Source organism: Kitasatospora setae KM-6054, assembly GCF_000269985.1.
Classification (GTDB): domain Bacteria; phylum Actinomycetota; class Actinomycetes; order Streptomycetales; family Streptomycetaceae; genus Kitasatospora; species Kitasatospora setae.
This window is the reverse complement of the sequence record NC_016109.1, coordinates 190,681-213,876: the sequence shown is the minus strand read 5'-3', so window position 1 is coordinate 213,876 and position 23,196 is coordinate 190,681. Positions and strand designations below refer to the sequence as shown.

Here is a 23,196-nt window from a genome sequence, read left to right as displayed (position 1 = left end):
CTGGAGGTGGCCGATGACGGACCAGCAGACCTGCCCCGGCTGCGGCGGCGCGCGCGGGACGGAGAAGACGGAGCACTCGGTGGAGACCGACGCGGAGGGGAGGCAGCAGCCGGTGCGGCGCAGTTACTGGTCGCCGTGCTCGGTCTGCGGAGGCTCGGGGGTGGTGCAGCGATGAGGCTGCTCTTCGTCTGCCAGGACTGCGGCTGCCACTACCTGGTGCCGACCTCCCTGGACTACCCCGACGGCGGCCGGGCCAGCGCGGTCTGGTGCTCCTCCTGCCAGCGCGCCGCCGCCGAACGCGGTGCCGCCGAACCCGCCGAACTCGCCGCCGTCGCCGTCCTGTTGGCCCTCCGCGCGCTCAAGGCCGCGGTCGCCGTCCGCCCCGCCCCGTCCGACACCCCGCCCGCCCGCCCCGACCGCCGACCCACCCGCCCCGCGATCAGCTCCCGCGGCCGCACCCACCCGACCGCCGCCCGGACCAGGCTGGCCTGAGCGGCGGGCGCGGGGCGGGTCAGCCGAGGGGCGGGCGGATCCGGTCCGTCTCGACGAGCAGTTCGAGGTGCACCACGACCGTCGCCGACTCGCGGTAGGTCCAGAACTCGTCGTCCGACAGCACCGCGTCGACGTCCTCGATGCTCACCCGGTGCCCGCCCTCGAAGGCGGGCCACTCGGGCCCCCGCCAGAGGGCGATTCGGCCGGCCCGGACCCAGGCGGCGATCAGTGGCTTCAACCGCTCGACGTACGGGGGCCAGTCGGCCTCGTCGTCGCTCCGCGAACAGTCCGGGGCCAGCGCCCACAGCGGTGAGAGCTCGACGGCGTTGACCAGGAGGCACTCCTCCAGATCGCTCCAATCGCACACGGGTGTTCTCCGATCAGGGGACAAGACGGGGGCGCGGCCATCGGCCGCGCCCCCGCCGAGGCTACTGCTTGAGGGCGGGATTTCCCTGGAGGGGAATGCGGACGGCCTTCGAGCCGAACTGGTACTTGATGTAGGGACCCTGGTGGTCGAGGCTGCGGGCGCCCTTGTCGCCCTTCTCGATCAGGATGAAGGGGTTCCCCTTCCGGAGGATGAAACCGCCTCCGGTCGCCCGCGGGGCGTCCTCCAGGATCCAGCCGTCGCCCTTGGCGAGTTCCAGCGCCTCGTCCCAGGTCGCGCCGCGCATCGATTCGGGATCCAGCATGTCGCGGGCGACGTTCTCCGCACCCTTGACGACCTCCTTGCCCTTCTTCGGGACGACGTGGTTGGCGTCCTCCGCCGCGTGGGCGGCACGGGCGGCTTCCGCGCCCTCCTCCGCGATCTTGACCGCCTTGCCGACCTTGCCGAACGGGACGATGGACATGGCGGCCCAGCCGCAACTGCTGACGCTTCCCTTGGAGCAGTCGCGCAGGTCGTTCACGCCACTGAGCTCCGCCCCGACGTGCAGGACGCTCGACCACGTGGCGTTGGGCCGGAACTTCTGGTTCACGAAGGTCGTGCGGTCCGCGGAGGGCTTCTTGTTGTTGAAGTTGACGGTCTGGGTGACCCACTGCGTCACGCCCTTGCCGGGGGCACCGAGAGCGTACTTGCGGCTCCAGTTCCAGCCGCCGTTGTTGTCGGGCGCCCAGGTCTCGGTGAGGCCGTCGGGCATGAGGCTGCTGAAACCGCCGTATTGGCCGTCGGGCCGCAGACCGGTGGGGTCACTGAGGTTGACGGGGTTGTTGTCGCCGTACGCGTAGCCGTTCCACTGCTGGGGGTCGTCCGGGTCCAGGACCGGGTCGGTGCTGACGAAGCGTCCGGTGGCCGGTTGGTACTCGCGGGCGCCGAGCGTGGTGAGGCCGGTGGCCGCGTCGGCGGTGCCGCCGACGAAGCCCCGGGTGCCGGTCCAGCCGGTGGGCTGGGTCCCGCGCGGGTTGCCGAACGGGTCGGTGGCCCGGCGGGTCTCGGCGAGGGTGGTGGCGTCGATGGCCAGCCCGTTGGTGCCGTGCCGGTCGGCGACCTGGAAGACCATGGCGGTGCCGGAGCGCACGGCGGTCAGCCCGTTGGGCAGCGGGTAGCTGCGGACGTCGGAGAGCGTCTTGCCCGCCGTGTCGTAGCCGAGTTCGTCACTGCCCAGGAAGAGGGTGGTCCTCCCGGGGCTGTGCCGGACCAGCAGGTTGCCGTTGGCGTCGTAGACGTAGCCGGTGCTGCCGGCCGCGCCGGTGAGCGTGCTCAGCTTGCCCTCGGCGTTCCACGCGAGATCGCTGGTGCCGGCGGCGGTGGTGATCGAGGTGGTGTTGCCGGCGGCGTCGTAGCGGTAGCTGGTCGGGCCCGGGTTGCCGGCACCGGTCGCGGTGCTTCCGAGCAGGGCGTGCGGGCCTCCGCTGCCGCTGCCGGGCACCGGGGTGCCGGTGGGGGTGTTGGTGCTGCCGGCGGCGGGGAAGCTCTGGGTGACGGTGACGTCGGCCGCGCCGTTGCCGCCGGTGTCGTGCTTGACCAGTGCCGTGCGGTTGCCGGTGGTGTCGTAGGTGTAACTCTGCCAGTAGGCGGCGGGGCCGCCGACCGTGGTTCCGGCCGGGGCGACCGCGCCCGAGGTGGGCGAGGCGTTCGTGCACGCGCCCTGGCCGGGGACGGCGGGCTGCGGCTTGGTGGTGGTGGTGCCGGTGTCGCTCCAGGCGGTGGTCAGGCGTCCCAGGTAGTCGTACCCGAAGCACTGCAGGTCGGTGCCCGCGGGAGCGTTGTCCGCGACGTCCTTGACGGACGTGACCTTCCCGGAGGCGTCGTAGGTCAGCGTGCTCTGCTGCACGGCGCCGGTGGCCGAGGTCTGCTTGTCGACGAAGTGGGAGACGACTCGCCCGGTTGCCTCGTCGTAGTTGACGGTGGAGACGATCTGGGTGCCCCACGGGTTCACCGTGGTGCGGACCGGCCGACCGTAGGCGTCGTAGTTGGTGCCCATGTCGTAGACCGTCGACGAGGTGCCGAACTTCAGCATCGCGCCGTTGACGTCGTACGTGTAGCTGATGGTCTCGGCGGCCCGGTCGGCGACCGCGGGGGTCAGGGTGCTCTTGAGGGAGCCCGTGACCGTGTTGTAGGCGGACCGGCTGGTGTAGGTGAACGGGGCGGTCTGGCCGACCTCCCTGCCCGGCACCGACCACGTCGTGCCGGTGGGCCGGTAGGCGTTGTCGTAGCCGTAGACCTGGGTGCTGTAGGCGTCGCCCGCGGCCCCGCCCACGTAACGGGTGGCGGAGGAGGGCCTGCCCTTGCCGCCGGCGACGGTGTCGAAGGTCCAGGCGGCGAGCTGCTTCGACGGATCGGTGGTGTCGGCGCCTTCGTACAGGCCGGTCTGGCGGCCGATCAGGTCGTAGTCGCGACTCGTCGTGATGCCGCGGGCGTCGGTGACGGTTCTGACCTGGTTGCCGGCGGTGTAGGTGTAGGTGCTCTTTCCGGCGTCCGGGTCGTTCACCGAGGTCTGGCGGCCGCGCAGGTCGTAGCCGTAGGACCAGGTGTTCTTCCCGCCGGCGTCGGTGTGCGAGACGGTGTTGCCGGCGTCGTCGTAGCCGACGGTGGTGACGTCGGCGTCGGATTCCCTGCCGGTGGCGGTGGGCGTGCGGTACTGCCAGGTCTGGACGGTCCGGCCCTTGGCGTCGGTGACGGTGGAGGTCGGGGTCCCGCCCTGGGGCGGGGTGACGTCGGTGCGGTCGGCACCGGGGTAGGAGGTGGTGGTCCGCCACTGCTCCTGGTTCAGGGAGTAGAAGGCCGAGGCGGTGGGCCGGCCCTGGCCGTCGAAGACGGTGCGGGTCTGCGCGGGGATCACCGCGTCCGCGGCGGTGTAGAGCGCGGTGCCGGGGGCGGCCGCGTCGTTGTACCAGGCGGCGTTGGTCTTCGCCGCCCAGCCGTGAGAGTCGAAGTAGGTGTCGGTGATCAGCCGTCCCTGGTAGGCCGAGACGGTCGGTGTGCTCTGGACCTGCCGGACCCGGCCGAGGCCGTCATAGATCTCGACCTGGACCCGGGTGTACTGGCTGTTGTCGTTGAGGGTCGAGGTGGTGACGCTGCTCGGGGCACCGGTGCCGTTGACCGCGTAGGCGAAGGTCTGGTTCGCCGGGGAGGTGGTGGGCTGGCCGGGCAGCCAGACGGCGGTGATCCGGCCGAGTGCGTCGTAGGCGCTGGTGGTGGTCCTCCCGTTCTGGTCGGTCGTGGCGAGCGGCAGGCCGCGCGCGGGCGAGAGCGTGGTGGTGGAGGTCCAGCCGGTGGCGGAGGCCGGAGCCGGCGAGGTGACCGCCACGGAGTCGGGCAGCTCGCCGGCGTTGGCGGCGCTGTAGGCGGTGGTGGTCGTCGCGCCGGCCGGGTGCTGGGCGTCGGTGGAGTTCGGGTCGGTGGTGGACGTCACCCGGCCGTAGCCGTCGTACCCGGTCACGGACATGGTGACGTACTGGGCGGTGCCCGCGGCGTCGAAGCGGTCGAGGACCTGCTCGCCGGTGGCGTCGCCGGCGCCGCCGGCCTGGCCGTACGGCTTGCCGTCGTAGAGGGTGCGTGATCCGGCGAGCGTGTTGCCGCTGGAGGGGGCCGTGGAGCAGTCCCCCCTGACGGTCAGCTTCTCGCTGACCAGGTTGCGGACCATCGGGTCGGAGCCGGTCGCGTAACTGGTGCGGACGCACAGTTCCGCCTGTCCGTCGGCGGTCTTGTCCTGCCGGACCGGACGGTTGCCGTTCGCCGGATCGGTCGTCGCCACCTCGGCGGTGGTCCGCCAGGTGCCGTCGGCCTTCAGGGACTTGGTGGTGATGGCGCTCCTGGTGGCGCCGTAGCGGGCGACCAGGGCGGGCAGGCCCGAGCCGCGGGCGCGGGTCGCGGTGATCACCGGGTCGGTCAGCCGGGTGACGGTGTAGGCGGTGACGCTGCCGCCGGCCTGGGTGTGGACGGCGCTCTCCAGGACCCTGCCCTGCAGCCAGTCGTCGTCGGTGACGCTCTCGCCGAGCGAGTCGGTGACGGTCACGCCGCGGGTGCTGCCGTCGGCGCGCAGGTCGCCGTTCATGCCCTGGAGGTAGGTGGTGCGGGTCTGGGTCTTCGGGCCGTCGTTGCCGTCACCGGTGGTGGTGGTGACGGAGGCGAAGCCGCGGAAGGAGTCCCAGGTACGGGTCTTGGAGTCGGTCAGCGCCGAGTCGTCGCGGTGCCAGGCGGCGGGGCCGTAGGCGTAGGCGGCGACCTTCTGCGGGGCGCCCGTGACGGGGTCGTTCTCGGTGATCGACCTGACGGTGTACCGGTTGAACCAGTCGTCCACCGGCTGGCTGTCGGCCGACGAGCCGCGGGGGTACCACTTGACGTTGTAGCAGCTGGTGGTGTTGTTGTCGGCGGCGGACGGCATCACGCCCTGGAGGCGGGAGCAGCTCGGCAGGTTGTAGTCGATGTTGGTCTGGCCGCCGGTCTCGGTGGTGACCATCTGGACGCGCGGCCGGTTGAACGGCGCGGGCGCGGGGACGAGGCTGGTGCCGTCGACCCGGTTGGGCAGCATCACCGGAGTGAAGGTGGTGGCCGGCAGGGTGATGGCGGTGCCGTCCTTGCCGGTGCGCTGGATGCCGGAGAGCCACATGGCCGGCTTGGTGCCGTCGCCCGGGTCGGGGAAGGAGTGGCTCAGCGCGTAGGTGTCGACGTTCCGGTAGGAGCCGCCGGACAGCACCCGGGTGGTGATCGACGCCAGCCGGGCGTTGCTCCAGAAGGTCGGGCTGTAGGTGGTGCAGGTTCCGGTGGCGGCGCAGTTCTGGTCGTACGGGACGTCCGGCCAGTGCGCGGCACCGGCGGTGGAGATCGAGGCCCCGGAGCAGGTGAAGCCGCCCGCGGTGGAGCAGCGCCCCTCGGGGGCGGTGTCGAACCGCACGGTGGCGGCGGCCTTGGCGGTGCCCTTCGCGGCGACCTGGTCGGCCAGGCGCTGGCCGTAGGCGATCGAGGTCAGGGTGCCGCCGCGGGTGTACCCGGTGAGTGTGCCGGTGCCGCCGTTCTGGGCGCCGCCGCGGTTGTAGTAGTTGGTCTCGGCGGCGTAGTTGTACGTCGTCAGATTTCCGTGGGTGTCGACGGTGTAGTCGAGGTTCCAGCGCCAGGCCTGGTTGCACCAGGAACCGGCGCCCTTGGCGGAGTCGTAGCAGGGGTTCCCGGCGGCGGGGGCGTAGACCGGGACGGTCCAGGCCGAGTTGGTGGCCGGGTCGGTCCGGTCGCCGCCGGGCAGGTGGTTGAGGCCGAAGTAGTAGGCGGTGCCGTCGTTGTCGGTGACCTTGACGTACTCGCCGTTGTCGTCGCCGTTGGCGGCGCCGGTGAGGAACTCGACCCGGGTGCCGTCGTCGTCCTTCAGGTGCCAGCTGCCGTTGGCGTCGTCCCGGACCAACTCGCCGGAGTGTCCGCCGAGTTGCAGGGTGGCGTTGTCGCCGGCCCAGCAGCGGTCGAAGGAGTTGTCGATGCCGTGCTTGTCGCAGACCTGGTAGGAGCGCTCGATGAAGCCGGGGCTGTAGTCCCAGCCGTCGCCGATCCAGGACGCCTGGGCGTTGGTCGACGAGGTCCGGCCGTCGACGGAGGCGGAGTCGTAGCCGAGGACGACCTGCGGAGCGGCGCCCGCGAGGGGAGCCGGGACCTCCACCGGGTAGTTGTAGGTGAAGGAGCCGCTGGCGTTGCCCGCCGCCCAGGCCGAGCTGGGGGCGAGGCTGGTGGCGGTGTACGTGCCGTCACCGCCCGGGCTGCCCGCCGGGGCGGCCGCCGGCTGGGCCATGGGGGCCGCGAGGCCGCGGGCCGCGGCCGACGGGCTCGCCGAGGCGCCGGAGTCCGCCGGGGTGCCGTCCGCCGGAGCCCAGTCCGACGGGACCTGGTACTTGGGGGTGACCTGGGTCGGCTTGCCCGCGGCCTTGCCCCCGACCGCCTTGGTCTTGGGCAGCGCGGTGCCGGGCGGCGACCAGATCCGGTCGCTGCTCCCCGCCGCGGTAGCGGCCGTCGGCGCCAGGACCGACGCCGCGATCGCGAGCGCGCTCAGGACCGCGATTCTCGTTCTGAACGGGGACCACGGGCGTGCGCGCCCGGCCCCCCCTGGTGACAACGCCACAGCGAACTCCCATGAATGCTCATCGTCAATAAATTGATTCGCAGTCGAATCAGGCGATGTCTATGCGTGACCCACGCGAGCAGTCAATGTGATCATGATTTCTTCACGAGTGACGTATGTCACCGTCGCACAATAGGGGGCCCATTGCCATCAAATCGGACATTCTGACGGTCGATCACCTTGACATCCATTCACGAAATCTTCATCCTCACCTTTGATTTCCGTGCGAACTACTTGCCGTTCGCCTTCCTCAGGAACCGCGATGAAATATCTGATTCCGGCCCAGCCCGCGCCCCGGCCACCACGGACCCGGCTGCGCGCCGGGGCGTTGGCCGCGGCCCTCGCGGTGACCTCGGGCCTGGTGGCTGCCGCACCCTTCACCGCCGGGGCGACGACCGTCGACCCGAACGCGGCCGTCCGCGCCGCCGACGCCCAGCGCGACCAGGACGCGCCGCCGTCCACCGCCGGCCTCAAGCAGGACACCGAGGTCGGCCGGGCGCTCGCCGAGGCCGCCCGGACCGGGGCCGACGTCCCGGTGCCCGGGCTGACCACCGAGTTCAGCGAGTCGGTGGCGACGCCGGCCGGACACCTCCGGGAGACCCAGCACCCCAAGCAGCAGCGGGTGAAGAAGGCCGGAACCTGGACCCCGCTGGACGCCACCCTTGTCGCGGCCGCCGACGGCTCCATCCACCCGAAGACCGCCGCGTCGGACGTCGTGCTCTCCGGCGGCGGCGCCGGGGACCTCGCCACCATGACCGCCGCGGGCGGCCGGAAGCTGGCTGTCGGCGCCCCGTTCGCGCTGCCCGTGCCGGAACTGTCCGGCTCCACCGCGCTCTACCGGAACGTCGCCCCCGACGTCGACCTGCGGGTCTCGGTCACCGACCTCGGCGGCTTCTCGACCGTGCTGGTCGTCAAGACCCCGCAGGCCGCCGCCAACCCGCTGGTGAACGACCTGAAGTTCACCACCAAGGCGGACGGAGTGACCGTCAGCGCGGACAAGGGCGGCAACCTCACCGCCGCCGACGATGCGGGCAAGCCCGTCTTCCGCGCCCCCACCCCGCTGATGTGGGACTCGGCCGCGACGACCGCCGCCCCCGCCGCCCGCACCCCGCGCCAGGCGCCCGCCGCCCAGGGAGCCGCTGCGGACAGCGCCGCACCGACCGGCCCCGCCGACGGAGCCAAGGTCGCCGCGCTCTCCGTCGCCGCCACCCCCGGGCAGGTCAGCCTCGGCGCCGACCGGTCCCTGCTCACCGACGCGGCCACCGTCTACCCGGTCTACATCGATCCGGCGTGGGTGCCCGTCACGATCGGCCAGCCCTCCTGGACCTGGACCCAGCAGGGCTTCCCGAACACCAGCAACTACAACAAGTCCAGCTCCGACGTCGCCGACCACCCCGGCGTCGGCTACCAGGGCTTCAGTGCGCCGACGGGCATCCAGCGCGCCTACTACCAGTTCAACGTGTCCGGTTACAAGGGCGTGGTGGTCAACCGGGCCACCCTGAACGTCGAGGAGTACTACTCCTCCGACTTCTCCTGTAGCAACACCTACGGCGTCTCCGCCTACCTGTCGGCCCAGTTCAACTCCGGCACCACCTGGAACAACGCCCCGGCCCGCTACGACAGCCTCGGTACCGCCCAGGTCGGCGGCGCCCGGCAGAACGGGTGCAACGGCAACGTCCCGGTCCAGTACGACGCCACCGCCGTGATCAGGAACGGCACCGGCTCCGGCTGGGACGTCGCCGCCTTCACCCTCCAGGGCGACGAGGCCAACCGCAACGGCTTCAAGCGGTTCGACTACAACGCCTCGCTCTCCATCGAGTACGACCGGGCCCCGAACGCCCCGACCGACCCCAAGGTCGGTCCCGCCGAGCCGCGCACCGTCAGCCCGGCGACCACCACCGAGACCTGCAACAACAACGGCATCGGCGACTGGGGCTGGGTCAACGGCGACACCGCGACGCTGAGCGCCGTCGTCTCCAGCCCCTCGCAGAGCCAGCTCGCCGCCTGGTTCCACATCTGGGACTACGCCCAGTCCGGCGCCCCCCAGGTCGCCGAGGGCACCACCGGCATGGTCAACAGCGGCGGCCGGGCCACCCTGCAACTGCCCGCCGGCCTGCTCCAGGACGGTCACCACTACGGCTGGGGCGGCTTCGCCACCGACACCCTGCCCGGCGTCGGCTGGACCCAGTTCAGCCCCGACTGCCACTTCCGGGTCGACCGCACCGCGCCCACCGTCTCCTTCCCCGACAAGGTCGCCGACCCGACCACCCAGTTCCCCCCGTCGGGCAACGGCCAGACCACCGGCCTGTACGCCGGCCAGACCGGCTCGGTGCCGTTCACCGCGACCGACCCCAACCCGTCCGGCCTGCAGACCTCCGGCCTGGCCTGCCTGCGCTGGAGCTGGGACCCGCAGCTGAACGGCGCCGCCTGGCAGTGCGGCTCCGCCATGCCCACCGGCTCGATCCAGGTCACCCCCGGCCACTGGGGCACCAACATCCTGTACGTCCAGGCCCAGGACAACGCCGGCAACGTCTCCGTCTCCGGCGCCTACACCTTCTACGTGCCCTGGAGCGCCAAGGGGCCCGCCCCGGTCTTCGGCGACGTCACCGGTGACGGCACCCCCGACATCCTGGCCCCCGACAGCGCGGGCAACCTGCGCGCGCACAGCGTGCCCGGCAACGACCAGGCCACCAAGGCCGCCGTCTACCTCGCCTCGCCCGCCAACCAGTCCCCGGGCAAGGACGGCTGGGCCGGCTACGACCTCACCCACCGCGGCACCTTCGCCGGGGGCGGCAACGTCGACGACCTGCTCGTCCACAAGCCCGGCTCCCCCGACCTGTACCTCTACAACAACCCCGGCAACACCGCGATGGCGGGCCGCTTCGACACCAAGACCCCGCTCGTCAAGCCCGAGTGCCAGAGCGGCACCGACTGCGCCGGCTACAACGGCACCTGGAACGGCACGCTGTCGATCGCCGCGGTCGGCGACCCCTCCACCACCGGCCTCGACACCGCCAAGCAGTTCCTGAACAAGTCCGGCCTGCTCACCGTCGAGACCGGAACCGACGGCCGCGACTCGCTCTGGTTCTACCCCGGAGTCAACTCCAGCCAGCTCGGCGCGCCGATCCGGCTCGCCGCCACCGGCTGGAAGGACCTCCAACTGCTCCCCGCCGGCGACTGGGCCGGCCAGGGTCACCCCGGTGTCTGGACCCGCCACAAGACCACCGGCGAACTGCGCGGTTACACCTTCAAGGTCGACAAGGCCACCATCGACGGTGACTTCGACCCGATCGAGTACCCCGTCCTCACCTCGGTCGCCACCGACACCCACCTCAGCGGCGTCGACCCCAAGGGCTGGCCGCTGATCGGTTCCGACGGCGACCTCACCGGCAGCGGCCAGGCCGCCCTGTGGGGCGTCGACACCGCCGGGACGATCCAGATCTGGACCGGTCGCAGCACCGGCACCCAGACCGCCCCCGCGTACACCTTCACCAACGGACCGGACACCGTCGGCAGCACCGGCACCGGCCCCGACCAGTGGCAGCTGGGCAGCTCCAGCACCAACAACGGCAACGCCGTCGACACCCTTGGCGGCAATCCGCTGACCGCGCCCGCCGGCGCCACCTGGACCGCCGACCACAAGGGCACCGCGAACAACGCCGCCGCCTTCACCGGCAACGGCGCCACCTACGCCACCAAGACCAACGGGATCTGGGGCACGGCCGACCTCACCGCCGTCAACTCGCTGCTCCCGGGCCAGAGGCTCACCGCGGTCAACACCAAGCTGACCATGCAGAACGACGGCAACCTCGTGCTGTCCCCGCTCAACGCGCCCACCGTGCTGTGGGAGTCCCGCACCGGCGGGCACCCCGGGGCGAAGGCGGTCATGCAGGCCGACGGCAACTTCGTCGTCTACGACACCAGCGGCGCGGCGCTCTGGGCCACCGGCACCAACGGCCGCAACGGCAGCTACCTGAGGCTCCAGAGCGACCACAACCTGGTCGTCTACACCTCCGGCAACCAGGCCGTCTGGGCGAGCAACACCTTCGACGGCACCTACAACACGGCGATCGCCGTCGCTGCCAACGGCACCGGCGTCGACACCGGCAAGAGCTACACGCTCAGCGCCTGGGTCAAGGTCGACCGCGACACCGGCGGCGACCAGAGCTTCGTCTGCCAGAACGGCGACACCCTGCCGCCGGTCAACCTCCAGTACATCAACGGCTCCAAGGCATGGGGCGCCTACACCCCCACCCAGGACGACTGGAACGCCGGCTGGCCGGTCGCCAAGTCCGCCGACAACAGCGCGGCCTACGGACAGTGGACCCACCTCGCCGTCACGTACGACACCGCCACCCACGCGGTCTCGCTCTACGTCAACGGCGTCCACAGCGGATCCACCACCCAGGAGACGCCCTGGGGCTCCGGGAACGCGGCCAGCGCGGCCCGCGCCCTGACCGTCGGCTCCTGCTACATGAACAACAACAAGGACGTCATCAACAAGCTGGACGGAGCCGTCAGCGACGTCCGCACCTACCCCTACGCGCTGACACCCGCCCAGGTCGCGGCCCTCGCGGCCACCTGACCGAACCGGTTACCGGCCCGGGGACGGCCCGGGGGCGGTCCGGGAGCCCGCGGTCACCCGCGGGCTCCCGGACCGTTTCGGCATTCCCCGAGTGAGGGGCGGTCAATGTGCCTGTGAGGCAATTCGGCTGACGCGGTGTCGGTTTCCGGCGGGCCGTCAGGTGCGGTGACGCACGGTGCGCGGGCCGAGGGGCTCGGCGCCCAGGGCGGTGATCCGGCCGCGCAGTTCGCGGTCGGCCGTGACCACCAGCAGGCGGCGGCCCGAGGCGGCCGCGGCCTCGGCGGCGACCAGGTCGACGATCCGGTCGTCGCCGCTGCCCGGGGCGGAGACCACCCGCACGCCCGGCACCGGCTCGACGCCGCGGGCGGCGCCCTCCACCACCAGGACCACGGCCAACGGGCCCGGCAGGCCGGGGAGTCCGGCCGTCGCCACCGGCACCAGCGCGTCGCGCAGCCGCTCGGCGGCGCCCCGGCGGTCGCGCCACCAGCCGTCGGGGACGGAGCCGACGACGTTCGCGCCGTCCACGACCAGCAGCGGGGCGGGCGGTTCGGGGAGGTGTTCCACGGGGTCAGCCTGCCACGGACGGCACGGCGGCGGGCGCCGGTGCGCCGGCGGGGAGGTCGGCGAAGGTCGCGGGGAGGCGGTCGGTGGGTGACGGAGAGTGGGATCGTGGAGGGGATGAAAAGGGGAGGTAAAGGAGGAAGCGGACCTTGGTGCGGACCAATGCTCACGGGACGGTATTGTCTCTGCGGCAATCTCGCACGGCATTCGTTTCCGATCGGACCCTCATGAACCACGGCACCATGGCCCACCTCGACGGTTTCCAGTACGGGTGGGTGAATCCGGTCGTTGCCTACCTGATCGCCTGCGTGGGGGCCGCGATCGGACTCCGCTGCACCGCGCGGGCCATGACCCTCCAGCCGAAGAAACGTTTCGGCTGGCTGGCGCTGGCCGCCGGGGCGTTCGGCTGCGGCATCTGGTCCATGCACTTCATCGCGATGCTCGGCTTCATGGTCGACTCCTCCAGCCTGGTCTACGACATCCCGCTGACCCTGGTCAGTCTGCTGGTGGCCATCGCGGTGGTCGGCCTCGGCATCGGCTACGTCGGCTACCGCGGCAAGAGCACCGGCGCCCTGCTGGTCAGCGGTGTGGTCACCGGCTGCGGCGTCGCCGTCATGCACTACGTCGGCATGGCCGCGATGCAGGTCGAGGGCAAGGTCTCGTACGACACCCTGCTGGTCGTCGCCTCGGTGGCGATCGCCATCGCCGCCGCCACCGCCGCGCTCTGGATGACCCTGCACGTCAAGGGCCTGCCCGCCGCGCTCGGCGCCGCGCTGATCGCCGGCGTCGCGGTGGTCGCCATGCACTACACCGCGATGGCCGCCGTCAGCGTCAGCCTCGACGGCCGCCCGCTCGGCGGCGGCACGCCCGCCTCGCAGTTCATCCTGCCGCTCGCCGTCGGCATCATGGTCGTCCTCGCGGTCGCCGGCATCGCGATCGCGCTCTCCCCGCAGGACCCCGAGGACGGCGAGGGCGGCGGCGGTCCGGCCGTCGAGCCGATCCGGGTCGACCTGTTCGGGCAGGAGCGCTACTGAGCGGCCGAGCCGCTGACGGCGGAAGCCCCGCGCCCCGGGGCGCGGGCCCCGTGCCCCGGGCGCGGGGCTTCCGTGTGGCCGGGCGTTTCCGCAGGTGGTGAGCGGCCGGCATGGCAGGATCCGCCGCAACCGCGTCATTGCGGACGGCGGAGCGGACGGCCCAGGATGGGGGCATGTCCACGAACCGCCGCGTAGTGATCGCGGTCTTCCCGGACGTCGACCTGCTCGACGTCACCGGCCCGGCCGAGGTCTTCGCCCTCGCCAACCGGGAGAGCGGCGGGCGGGCCGGCTACCGAGTGGAGCTGGCCGGCCCGGCCGAGGGCCTGGTCCGGACGTCGGCCGGGGTCCGGCTGGCGGTCGACCTGACCTTCGACCAGGTCGCCGGCCCGCTGGACACCCTGCTGGTCCCCGGCGCGGTCGACCCCGGAGCGGACGGCCCCCGGGCCCGGATCGACCCGGACGTGGTCGCCTGGGTGCGCCGGCACGCCCCCACCGCCCGGCGGACCGCCTCGGTCTGCGTCGGTGCGCACCTGCTCGCCGCCGCCGGACTGCTGGACGGCCGCCGCGCCACCACCCACTGGTCGACGGCCGCGCAGCTCGCCGCCGACCACCCCGAGGTGACGGTCGACCCCGACCCGATCTTCGTCCGCTCCGGCCCGATCTGGACCGGCGCCGGGATCAGCGCCTGCATGGACCTCGCGCTGGCCCTGGTCGCCGAGGACCACGGCGAGGAACTGGCGATGTCCGTCGCCCGGCAGTTGGTGATGTACCTCAAGCGGCAGGGCGGGCAGAGCCAGTTCTCCGTCCCGCTCAGCAGCCCGCCCGCCTCCCGCCGGGACATCGACGAACTGCGCCTGCACATCGCCGAGCACCCGGACGGCGACCTCTCCGCGAGCGCGCTGGCCGCGCGGATGTGCCTGAGCGAACGCCACTTCGCCCGGGTCTTCCGGCAGGAGACGGGCAGCACGCCCGGCGCGTACGTCGAGGCCGCCCGGGTCGAGGCCGCGCGCCGCCTGCTGGAGGGCACCGACCAGCCGCTCGAACAGATCGCCGCCGCGAGCGGCCTCGGCTCGGTCGACACCCTCCACCGCGCGATGCGCCGGCGGCTGGGCACGACCCCGGCGGCGTACCGCAAGCGGTTCCGGCTGTAACGGGCCGGTCGGCGCCCCGGGCCCGCCGGGCCGCCTTCCGGAACAACCACGACTCACACCCCCGAGGAGATTACTGTCATGAGCATGATGGAAGCGTCCGCCACGCTGCGCGAGGTGATCGGGCTGGACGGCACCCCGCCGGAGCTCGGCGAGGCCACGCTGGTGCTGATCGACTACCAGAACACCTACCGGGAGGGCGTGATGCGGCTGGAGGGCGCGGAGGAGGCGCTCGCGGCGGGCGCGCGGCTGCTGGCGGCCGCGCGGGCGGCCGGGGCGCCGGTCGTGCACGTGGTGAACGACGGCGGGCCGGGGACGCCGTACGACATCCGGGCGGAGATCGGGGCGATCAGCGGCCCGGTCGCGCCGGCGGCGGGGGAGCGGGTGGTGGTGAAGGCCTTCCCGGACGCCTTCCACGAGACCGAACTGGCCGAGGTGCTGGACGCGTTGGACGGCGACGGGCCGCGCCGCGACCTGGTGCTGGCCGGGTTCATGACCCACATGTGCGTCGCGTTCACCGCGCAGGGCGCGTTCCGCGGCGGCCGGCGGCCGACCGTGGTCGCCGAAGCGTGCGCGACCCGGGCGCTGCCCGGCCCGGACGGCACGGTCGTCCCGGCCGCGCAGCTGCACGCCGCCGCGCTGGCGACCGTCGGGGACCTGTACGGGACGGTGGTCGCGGAGGTCGCCGCGCTGACCGGTTGACCGGTTGACCGGCTGGCCGGCCGGTCGGTTCACCACCTGACCGGTCGGTCGGTCGGCCAGTCGGCCGGTCGGTTGCCGGACGGGCTGACCACCTGATCGGTCGGTGGGTCGACCGAATGACCACCTGATCGGTCGGTCGGCTGACCACCTGCCCGGTCGGCCGCCCCGGTCGGCCGGCGCGGCGCGGCGGTCAGCGGGTGAGCGCGGCCAGCCGCAGGGCGCCGTAGCGGCGCTGGGCGTAGGCCGCCGCGGTGGTGGCCGCGCCCAGGGTGAGCCAGCCGAGCGGGCCGGTGGCCAGGACCGCGCCGGTCAGCAGCAGCGGGCCCGCCGCCTTCTCGGTGGAGTGGGCCATGCCCGCCACGCCGAGGTACTCGGGGCGGGCCCGCTCGGGGGCGAGGGCCACCGAAAGCTCCCAGGAGACCACCGAGCGGACCAGCTCGGCCAGCGTCACCAGCACCGCCGCGGCCAGCAGCAGCGCGGAGGCGGCCGGGGCCCCCGTCCGGTGGGCCAGGGCCGCCGCCGCGCAGCAGCCGAGGATCGCGAACCCGTACACCGGGACGACCCGGACCGCCTGGCGGGCGGAGTGCACCAGGGCGGAGACCCGCAGCTGGGCCAGCACCACCACCACGGTGTTGACCACCAGGAAGGCCGGGACGAGGGCGTGCGGGGCGCGGGTGGAGTGGATCAGCCAGAGCGGCAGGCCGACGTTGAGGATCGCGTCGTCGATGGTGAGCACCGCGTCCAGCGCGACGAAGCGCAGGTAGCCGGCGTCCCGCCAGGGGCTGGGCCGGGGTGCCGGGTCCGCGGCGGCGCCGTCGGCGGCCCGGGTCGGGAACGGCTCGCGCAGCGAGGCGACCAGGGCCGCCGCGACCAGGAAGGAGGCCACGTCGGCGACCACCAGCGCCCGGTAGGCGGCCGGGGTGCCCACCGCCAGGCCCAGCGCGGCCAGGCCGGCGCCCGCCGCGTACCCCGCGTTCATCGCGGTGCGCGACAGCGCCCGGTAGGCCGAGCGGCGCTCGCCCGCGACCTCGGTGGCGTACAGCATCTCCATCGCGCGGGCCGCCCGGTCGCCCAGCGTGGCCAGCGCCACCAGGGCCAGCAGCGGCCAGAACGCCGAGCAGCACAGCACCGCGCCCAGCGCCGCCACCCGCAGCAGGTGGCAGCCGATCAGCACCGGCCGCACCCCGTACGAGGCGGCCAGCCGCCCGGCGAGCGGGGTGCCGGCGATGCCCGCCACCGAGGAGAGGCCCAGCAGCAGGCCGATCTGGGTGGCCGTCAGCCGGCTCAGCTCGGTGAAGTACAGCACGCAGGCCGCCGCCCAGACGCCGGTGCCGGTGCGGTCGACGAACAGGGTGAGCAGCATGGTCCGCCCGTCCCGGCCGCCCGGCGGGTGCCGGAGCTGGGCGGCCAGGCCCTCGGTCTTCGCGCGCTCGCGCATGGTGCTCCCCGTTCGGTGAAGGTCGTTCGTCCGTGCGGGAAGCAACTCTGCCCGAGAAGTGTCTTGATATCAAGATGCTTGATGTCGAGAGAGTGGGCGTGATGGTGTTCCCGCAGGTCAGGACGGGGTGCGCGGCACCCGGCCGACCAGCCGCAGCACCGGCAGCACCGCCACCGCGCACACCGCCGCCGCCACCAGCAACGCCCCCGCCGACCCCGCCCGGCCCGGCGCCGCACCACCCGCCGCACCGCCCACCAGCGCGCCCGCCACCGCCACCCCCAGCGAGGCGCCCACCTGCCGCGCCGCGTTCAGCAACCCGCTCGCCGACCCCGCCGTCCCGGCCGGAGCCGCACCCACCACCCCCGCCACCAGCGCCGGCAGCGACAGCGCCACCCCGAGGCCGACCGCCCCCAACGCCACCGCCAGCACCCCGTACGGCGCACCCCGGCCCAGCGCGGCCCCCGCCCCCGCGCACCCCGCCGCCAGCAGGACCAGGCCCGCCGCGACCGGACGCCACGGCCCGACCCGGGCCACCAGCCGACCCGTCAGCAGCAGCGGTACGCAGGCCGGCGACACCGTCATCGGCAGGAACGCCGCCCCCGCCAGCGCCGCCGACCACCCCCACGACCGGCCGAACACCAGCGGCAGCACGAACAGCACCCCCAGCACCGCGAAGTTCACCGCCGCACCCGCCACCAGCGCCGCCCGCACCCCCGCCGCCGCCAGCAGCCCGCGCCGCAGCTCGCCCGCCCGCTCCCGCCGGGCGAACCAGCCGCCCGCCAGCACCGCCCCCGCCCCCGACACCCCCACGTGCCACCCGCCGTCCGACCCCGCCGCGATCAGCGCGTCGGTCAGCAGTGCCAGCGCCACCACCAGCCCCGCCTGCGACCACCAGTCCACCCGGCCCGGCCGCCCCGGCGCCCGCACCGCCGACGACGCCGTCAACACCAGCACCAGCACCGTCAACGGCACGTTCAGCCAGAACACCGACCGCCAGCCGAACCACCCCACCAGCGCCCCGCCCAGCACCGGCCCGCACACCATCGCCGCCCCGCTCACCGCCGCCCACACCGACACCGCCCGGGCCCGCTCGGCCGGCACCGGGTACAGCACCCCCAGCAGTGCCATCCCGGCCGGTACCGACACCGCCGCCGCCACCCCCAGCAGCGCCCGCGCCGCCACCAGCACCCACACTCCCGGCGCCAACGCGCACAGCAGCGACGCCGCACCGAACGCCGCCGCCCCGACCCGGAACAGCCGGTGCGCGCCGAACCGGTCCGCCACCGTCCCCGCCGACAGCAGCACCGCGCCGAACGCCACGCTGTACGCCGACACCACCCACTGCAGCCCCGCCGTCGAACTCCCCAGCGACGCCGCCAGATCAGGCTCCGCCACCGCCAGCACCGTGGTGTCCAGCAGCACCGCGAAGTACGACAGCGACAACCCCAGCAACGCGCGCGAACGCCCCGGCGGCGAACCGGACGGCACGGCGGTGGTGGTGGGGAGGGAAGTGGTCGACACGCCTGAACTCCAGGAAAGGAAAAGTGGATTGGGTAGGCGTCAACTGTCGTACGGGAGGCGGGGGATGATCGACCGGCCGAGCCGGACGGTGCGTTCGGCCCAGCCGAACGCGTACCCTGGCCGCAGAGGGTGGGATGGCGGGACGGCGGGACGACGGGCCCGCAAGGCGGCGCGGAAGGCGGAACGCCCGGTGGAACTCAGACAGTTGCGGACCTTCGAGGCCGTCGTCGAGCACCGCACCGTCACCGAGGCCGCCGGCGCGCTCGGACTCGCCCCCTCCTCCGTCTCCGAACAGATCCGCGCCCTGGAAACCTCGCTCGGCACCGCCCTGTTCGACCGCCGCCCGCGCGGCATGGCCCTCACCCCTGCCGGACAGCGCCTGCTGCCCTGGGCCGCCCGACTGCGCGAACAGGCCGAACAGGCCCGGCACGAGACCGCCACCGAGCACCCCACCGTCCGACTCGGCGCGCTGGAGAGCCTGGCCGCCACCCACCTGCCCCCGCTGCTCGCACAACTCGCCGACCGTCGACCCGAGTTGCGCGTCACCCTGCAGATCGGCTCCGACCGCGGCGCCCTGCTCGCCGACCTGGCCGGCGGCACCCTGGACGCCACCCTGCTGCTCGACACCGCCGGAGCGCTCGGCGGACTCGGCTTCCCCCTCCCGCCCGCCGACCTCGAGCACCTCGACCTGCGCGACGTCCCGCTCGTCCTGGTCGCCGCCCCCGACCACCCCCGGCGCCACCACACCGGCCTGCGCCCCGCCGACCTGCTCGGCACCCGGCTGCTGGTCGGCAGCCCGCAGTGCTCCTTCGCCCTCGCCGGACACCGGCACTTCGGCGACCGCCTCGAACGGCTGCACACCGGCGGCGTCACCGTCACCCGCGCCTGCGCCGAACGCGGCCTCGGCATGGCCCTGCTGCCCGAGTTCACCGTCCGCGAGCAACTCGCCGCCGGCACCCTCGCCCCGCTCCACCTCGCCGACCCGCCGCCCCCGCTGCGCCTGCGCCTGGTCTGGCGCCGCGACGAGGAACGCGCCCGCCCCGGCCTGCGCGACGTGCTCTACGGCATCAGCGGCACGGCGGGAGCGGCGGGCTGAGCGGACGCGCGGGGGCGCTCCGGGCGGGGATACCCTCGGCGGATGGTTGATCACGAGCAGACGCAACAGCCCGCCGCCGTCGGACCGGTGACCGCGGACGACCTCACCGAGGGCCTCCGGCTGGTCGTCGAACTGCTGAAGGGACCGGAAGCCGCGGCCGCCGACTGGGACCGCCCCGCCGGGACACTGGAGTGGAGCTGCTGGGAGACCGCCGAACACCTGGCGGACGACCTGTTCTCCTACGCGGCCCAGCTCGGACCGCAGTCGCCGCCCGCCGAGGGCTTCGTGCCGCTGGTCTGGCGGCGGGAGGCGCCCGGCAAGCCCGCCAACGTGGTCTTCGCCCAGCGGGAGACCGGGGCGCCGGGCATGGCGCAGGTACTGGAAGCCTGCGGGGCACTGCTGGTGGCGATGGTCGGGGCGGCGCGGCCGGAGCACCGGGCCTTCCACGGCTTCGGGACGGCCGACGCCGAGGGCAGCGCCGCCATGGGCCTGGTCGAACTCTTCGCCCACGCCCAGGACCTGGCCCTCGGCCTCGGCCTGGCCTGGACCGCCCCCGCCGGGATCAGCGCCCGGGTACTGCACCGGCTCTTCCCCGACGCGCCGACCGGCACCGACCCCTGGCCCACCCTGCTCTGGGCCACCGGCCGGGGCGACCTGCCGGGCCGCGAACGGCTCACCGAGTGGCGGTGGTACAGCGCCCCGCGCGGCTGAGCGGCTGACGTGGTGTCCCGGGCCCGCCAGGAGGGCGGCCCTTGTCGCTTCTATCGAAAATCGATAGATTTCCATCGTAGATCGATGGAGAGGCGGATCGGGAACATGGGGAAGCCGGCGGTGCGCGTGCTGCGCGTCGTGCTCGCGGTGCTGCTCGTCGGCACGGTGCTCGTCCAGGCGCTGATGCTGTGGATGCTGATCGGCGGGGGAGACCCGGAGGACGGGAGGCTCCCGCTGACCGCGTTCCGGATCGCCACCGTGCTGGGCATCGGGGCGGTGCAGACCGTCCTGGTCTGCGTCTGGCGGCTGCTCGCCATGGTGCGGCGCGGAACCGTCTTCTCACCCGCCGCCTTCCGCTACGTGGACGGCATCATCGGCGCGATCACCGCGGCCGCCCTGGTGTGGTTCGCGGTCACGGCCCTGAACGCGCCCGGCCAGCGCGAGGACCCCGGGGTCACCCTCATCATGGCCGGCATCGGCCTGGCCGTCCTCGGGGTCGCGCTCGTCGTGTACGTGCTGCGCACGCTGCTCGCCCAGGCCGTCGCCCGCGACACCGAAGCGACCCTGCTGCGGGCCGAGTTGGACGAGGTCATCTGATGCCGATCGCGGTCGACATCGACGTGATGCTGGCCAGGCGGAAGATGTCGGTGGGCGAACTCGCCGACCGGGTCGGGATCACGCCCGCCAACCTGGCGGTGCTCAAGAACGGCCGTGCCAAGGCGGTGCGCTTCTCGACCCTCGCCGCGCTCTGCGAGGTGCTGGACTGCCAGCCGGGCGACCTGCTCCGCTGGGAGCTGGGGGAGCCGGGGGAGGGGCACGGTCAGGCGCGGGGGCAGGGGGAGGACGACGGGGCCGTCGGCGGGTGACCTCCCGCCCGCGGCCCCGTCCGCCGTCCGGCCCGGTGCGGTGTTCCGGGTCAGAGCAGCGGCTGGATGTCCCCGGTGGTGACGGTGGGGCCGGTGCCGAGCGTGGTCAGGTCGCCCGGGGGGATGCCGGGGTGGTGGCGGGAGTCGCCGGGGGCGGTGGGGGACGGGTCGGCGAGGGAGATCCGGGAGACGATCCGGTAGCGGTCGCCCCGGTAGAGCGAGTGGACGTACTCGACCGGGCGCCCGGTCTCGTCAGTGGTCAACCGGTCGAAGCGCAGCGCGGGGGAGAGCGGCGGGACGGCCAGCACCCGGGCCTCGCGCTCGCTGACCACGGTGGGCTCGATCGCCTGCACCGCCTGGTGGACGTGCACCCCGCGGCCGGCCATCAGCTGGTAGAGGTCGCCGTGCTCCAGGTCGTCGGGCGTCAGGCCGGGCAGCAGGTCGGCCGGGACGTGCAGGTGCTCGATCGCCATCGGCTCGCCGTCGACCAGCCGCAGCAGCACGATGTGCAGGATCGGCGCCGCGGGGGACAGCCGCAGCCGCCGCCCGATCGCCGCCCCGGCCGGCAGCGGGGTGAACTCCAGCACCTGGCTGGTCCAACTCCCGGACGCCCGGGGCACGCTGAACGACGGATCGCCGCCGCCGGACGGGGTCAGCTCCTGGACGATCTTGGCGGGGGCGACGAACGTGCCGCGCCCGTGCTCGCGCACCAGCAGCCCGGCGGCCACCAGCTCGTCCACCCCGGCGCGCAGCGTCGGGCGCGAGACGCCGAGCTGGACGCAGAGCGTCCGCTCGGACGGGACCGGGTCGCCCGGGGTCAGTGACTCGACCAGTTCGCGCAGGTACTCCCTGACCTGATCGCGCTTCAATCCCGCTCCGCCGGACGAATCCGTCGTCATCGTTGCATCCCTTCGCTCCGAACTGGTCAGACCATACCAGACCAGTTCGCGGACCTTACCAGTGGCCGTTCGACCCCGAGGGGACCCGAATCGGAAGGTTTCCTCCCAGGTCGGAGCCGTGTCGAGGCGCTGTGCGGGGCCTTGACGGGGTCTGGCGGCTGTGCCACCTTCTCTTACCACCGACCGGACCAGTCAAGTCAACTGGTAAACATCTGGTCTGCTCAGCACACCCATCCGCGGACGCCCGTCCGCGTCGCAGTACCCCCCCAGGCACCCCCAGGTATCCCCAGGCATTCCTTCCGGCACCCCGAGGCGGCACCCACCGTGAGATCCCCCGCACTTCCGACCACCCTCCGCTCCGCGATCGCCCTGCTGCTCGGCGCGGCCACGCTGACCGCCTGCTCCTCCGGCCCGGCCGCCCAGGACGCGGCCGGACCCGCCGAACTGACCGTCTGGATCATGAAGGACACCGTCACCGACGGCTTCCTCAAGGACTTCGAGGCCGACTTCGAGGCCACCCACCCCGGCACCACCCTGCACGTGCAGGTCCAGGAGTGGGAGGGCATCGGACAGAAGGTCACCAGCGCGCTGGCCAGCAAGGACGCCCCCGACGTGATCGAGGTCGGCAACACCCAGGTCGCCCAGTACGCGGCCAGCGGCGGCGTGCACGACCTCGGCGACAAGGCCGCCGAACTCGGCGGCAAGGACTGGATCCCCGGCCTCGCCGACCCCGGGAAGATCGACGGCAAGCAGTACGGCATTCCCTGGTACGCCGCCAACCGAGTGGTCATCTACCGCAAGGACCTGTTCCAGCAGGCCGGCATCACCACCCCGCCCAAGACCCGGGACGAGTGGATCGCCGACACCCAGAAGCTCAACACCGGCGGCAACGAGGGCATCTACCTCACCGGCCAGACCTGGTACGTGTTCGCCGGCTTCCTCTGGGACGAGGGCGGCGACCTCGCCGCCAAGGGCGCCGACGGCAAGTGGGCCGGCACCCTGGACACCCCGCAGGCCAAGGCCGCGATCGGCTTCTACCAGCAGCTCCAGGCCCTCGGCCGCGGCCCCAAGGACGCGGACGAGGCCAAGCCCCCGCAGGCCGAGGTGTTCGCCCAGGGCCGCACCGCCCAGCTGATCTCCACCCCCGGCGGCGCCGCCGCGATCCTCAAGGCCGACCCCGGGCTCAAGGACAAGCTCGGCTTCTTCCCGATCCCCGGCAAGAGCGCCGGCAAGCCCGGCGCGGTCTTCACCGGCGGCTCCGACCTGATCGTCCCCGAGTCCTCCCGCCACCAGCAGGCCGCCTACGAAGTGGTCAAGGCACTGGCCGGGGACAAGTGGCAGACCGCGATCGCCAAGGAGATGAGCTACGTCCCCAACCGGACCACGCTCGCCTCCGCGCTCAGCGGCAACGAGGGCGCCGCCGCGATGGCCGTCGGCGCCGCCAACGGCCACGCCACCCCCAACTCGCCCGACTGGGCCGCCGTCGAGGCCGACAACCCGATCAAGCAGTACATGACCCAGGTCCTCACCGGCACCGACCCCGGCGCCGCCGGCAAGACCGCCGGCGCCGCCATCACCAAGGCGCTCAGCGGCAACTGACCCCG

The 23,196-nt window shown here is 73.2% G+C and carries 17 protein-coding genes; 11 read left to right on the top strand and 6 right to left on the bottom strand.

Annotated features, from left to right (window positions below; translation table 11 throughout):
• Positions 1-13: 13 nt before the first annotated feature.
• On the top strand, positions 14-175 hold the full coding sequence (locus KSE_RS42570; protein ID WP_158413045.1) for a hypothetical protein: 162 nt from the start codon (positions 14-16) through the stop codon (positions 173-175).
• Positions 172-492, top strand: coding sequence for a hypothetical protein (locus KSE_RS00860; protein WP_014133350.1), 321 nt, complete (start codon positions 172-174; stop codon positions 490-492). Before KSE_RS42570 ends, KSE_RS00860 begins: the two co-directional genes overlap by 4 nt.
• A gap of 19 nt (positions 493-511) precedes the next feature.
• On the opposite strand, the gene KSE_RS00855 is transcribed toward KSE_RS00860, so the two are convergent.
• Both KSE_RS00855 and KSE_RS45530 read right to left on the bottom strand, forming a co-directional pair.
• Positions 512-859, bottom strand: coding sequence for a hypothetical protein (locus KSE_RS00855; protein ID WP_014133349.1), 348 nt, complete (start codon positions 857-859; stop codon positions 512-514).
• A gap of 61 nt (positions 860-920) precedes the next feature.
• The gene (locus tag KSE_RS45530; RefSeq protein ID WP_148283041.1) at positions 921-7,025 is read right to left on the bottom strand and encodes an RHS repeat domain-containing protein; all 6,105 of its coding nucleotides are present in this window, start codon (positions 7,023-7,025) and stop codon (positions 921-923) included.
• A 268-nt stretch (positions 7,026-7,293) separates the two neighbouring features.
• Here KSE_RS45530 and KSE_RS00845 point away from each other — a divergent pair, with 268 nt between their 5' ends.
• Positions 7,294-11,616: a LamG-like jellyroll fold domain-containing protein gene (locus KSE_RS00845; RefSeq protein WP_014133347.1), complete on the top strand. Its 4,323-nt coding sequence runs from the start codon at positions 7,294-7,296 to the stop codon at positions 11,614-11,616.
• Positions 11,617-11,772: 156 nt separating this feature from the next.
• Here KSE_RS00845 and KSE_RS00840 read toward each other — a convergent pair whose 3' ends face one another.
• On the bottom strand, positions 11,773-12,180 hold the full coding sequence (locus tag KSE_RS00840; RefSeq protein WP_014133346.1) for a PIN domain-containing protein: 408 nt from the start codon (positions 12,178-12,180) through the stop codon (positions 11,773-11,775).
• Between the two features lie 224 nt (positions 12,181-12,404).
• On the opposite strand from KSE_RS00840, the gene KSE_RS00835 reads away from it, so the two are divergent.
• The 3 genes from KSE_RS00835 (at position 12,405) to KSE_RS00825 (ending at position 15,061) form a co-directional block, all read left to right on the top strand.
• Positions 12,405-13,211 (top strand): MHYT domain-containing protein, encoded by an 807-nt coding sequence (locus KSE_RS00835; RefSeq protein WP_014133345.1) that lies wholly within the window; start codon positions 12,405-12,407, stop codon positions 13,209-13,211.
• A gap of 173 nt (positions 13,212-13,384) precedes the next feature.
• Positions 13,385-14,362, top strand: coding sequence for a GlxA family transcriptional regulator (locus KSE_RS00830; protein WP_033260048.1), 978 nt, complete (start codon positions 13,385-13,387; stop codon positions 14,360-14,362).
• A gap of 87 nt (positions 14,363-14,449) precedes the next feature.
• Positions 14,450-15,061, top strand: coding sequence for an isochorismatase family protein (locus KSE_RS00825; protein WP_106437824.1), 612 nt, complete (start codon positions 14,450-14,452; stop codon positions 15,059-15,061).
• A 190-nt stretch (positions 15,062-15,251) separates the two neighbouring features.
• Here KSE_RS00825 and KSE_RS00820 read toward each other — a convergent pair whose 3' ends face one another.
• Both KSE_RS00820 and KSE_RS39545 read right to left on the bottom strand, forming a co-directional pair.
• Positions 15,252-16,499 carry an MFS transporter gene (locus KSE_RS00820; RefSeq protein ID WP_014133342.1) on the bottom strand — a complete coding sequence of 416 codons (1,248 nt, stop codon included), beginning with the start codon at positions 16,497-16,499 and terminating at the stop codon, positions 15,252-15,254.
• Positions 16,500-16,616: 117 nt separating this feature from the next.
• Positions 16,617-18,020: an MFS transporter gene (locus KSE_RS39545; RefSeq protein WP_014133341.1), complete on the bottom strand. Its 1,404-nt coding sequence runs from the start codon at positions 18,018-18,020 to the stop codon at positions 16,617-16,619.
• 190 nt (positions 18,021-18,210) lie between these two features.
• On the opposite strand from KSE_RS39545, the gene KSE_RS00815 reads away from it, so the two are divergent.
• The 4 genes from KSE_RS00815 to KSE_RS00800 all read left to right on the top strand — a co-directional run bounded on the left by KSE_RS00815 (position 18,211) and on the right by KSE_RS00800 (position 20,693).
• Positions 18,211-19,116 (top strand): LysR family transcriptional regulator, encoded by a 906-nt coding sequence (locus KSE_RS00815; protein WP_033260047.1) that lies wholly within the window; start codon positions 18,211-18,213, stop codon positions 19,114-19,116.
• A 42-nt stretch (positions 19,117-19,158) separates the two neighbouring features.
• Entirely contained in the window at positions 19,159-19,827 is a 669-nt protein-coding gene (locus KSE_RS00810; protein ID WP_033260046.1) for a hypothetical protein, read from the top strand.
• A gap of 105 nt (positions 19,828-19,932) precedes the next feature.
• A complete protein-coding gene (locus KSE_RS00805) occupies positions 19,933-20,424 on the top strand; it encodes a DUF2975 domain-containing protein (RefSeq protein WP_014133338.1) in 492 nt (163 codons plus the stop codon).
• Complete coding sequence (locus KSE_RS00800; RefSeq protein WP_014133337.1) at positions 20,424-20,693, top strand: helix-turn-helix domain-containing protein; 270 nt, start codon at positions 20,424-20,426, stop codon at positions 20,691-20,693. The genes KSE_RS00805 and KSE_RS00800 overlap by 1 nt, the downstream gene beginning before the upstream one ends.
• 50 nt (positions 20,694-20,743) lie before the next feature.
• Here KSE_RS00800 and KSE_RS00795 read toward each other — a convergent pair whose 3' ends face one another.
• Positions 20,744-21,592: a GntR family transcriptional regulator gene (locus KSE_RS00795; protein WP_014133336.1), complete on the bottom strand. Its 849-nt coding sequence runs from the start codon at positions 21,590-21,592 to the stop codon at positions 20,744-20,746.
• Between the two features lie 324 nt (positions 21,593-21,916).
• Here KSE_RS00795 and KSE_RS00790 point away from each other — a divergent pair, with 324 nt between their 5' ends.
• Positions 21,917-23,191 carry an extracellular solute-binding protein gene (locus tag KSE_RS00790; RefSeq protein ID WP_014133335.1) on the top strand — a complete coding sequence of 425 codons (1,275 nt, stop codon included), beginning with the start codon at positions 21,917-21,919 and terminating at the stop codon, positions 23,189-23,191.
• Positions 23,192-23,196: the final 5 nt, after the last annotated feature.

Excerpts from the sequence above, each read along its gene's own strand:
- KSE_RS42570 (WP_158413045.1), top strand. The coding sequence starts at position 14 with ATGACGGACCAGCAGACCTGCCCCGGCTGCGGCGGCGCGCGCGGGACG.
- KSE_RS00860 (WP_014133350.1), top strand. The coding sequence starts at position 172 with ATGAGGCTGCTCTTCGTCTGCCAGGACTGCGGCTGCCACTACCTGGTG.
- KSE_RS00845 (WP_014133347.1), top strand. The coding sequence starts at position 7,294 with ATGAAATATCTGATTCCGGCCCAGCCCGCGCCCCGGCCACCACGGACC.
- KSE_RS00835 (WP_014133345.1), top strand. The coding sequence starts at position 12,405 with ATGAACCACGGCACCATGGCCCACCTCGACGGTTTCCAGTACGGGTGG.
- KSE_RS00830 (WP_033260048.1), top strand. The coding sequence starts at position 13,385 with ATGTCCACGAACCGCCGCGTAGTGATCGCGGTCTTCCCGGACGTCGAC.
- KSE_RS00825 (WP_106437824.1), top strand. The coding sequence starts at position 14,450 with ATGGAAGCGTCCGCCACGCTGCGCGAGGTGATCGGGCTGGACGGCACC.
- KSE_RS00820 (WP_014133342.1), bottom strand. The coding sequence starts at position 16,499 with ATGCGCGAGCGCGCGAAGACCGAGGGCCTGGCCGCCCAGCTCCGGCAC.
- KSE_RS00810 (WP_033260046.1), top strand. The coding sequence starts at position 19,159 with ATGGTTGATCACGAGCAGACGCAACAGCCCGCCGCCGTCGGACCGGTG.
- KSE_RS00805 (WP_014133338.1), top strand. The coding sequence starts at position 19,933 with ATGGGGAAGCCGGCGGTGCGCGTGCTGCGCGTCGTGCTCGCGGTGCTG.
- KSE_RS00800 (WP_014133337.1), top strand. The coding sequence starts at position 20,424 with ATGCCGATCGCGGTCGACATCGACGTGATGCTGGCCAGGCGGAAGATG.
- KSE_RS00795 (WP_014133336.1), bottom strand. The coding sequence starts at position 21,592 with ATGACGACGGATTCGTCCGGCGGAGCGGGATTGAAGCGCGATCAGGTC.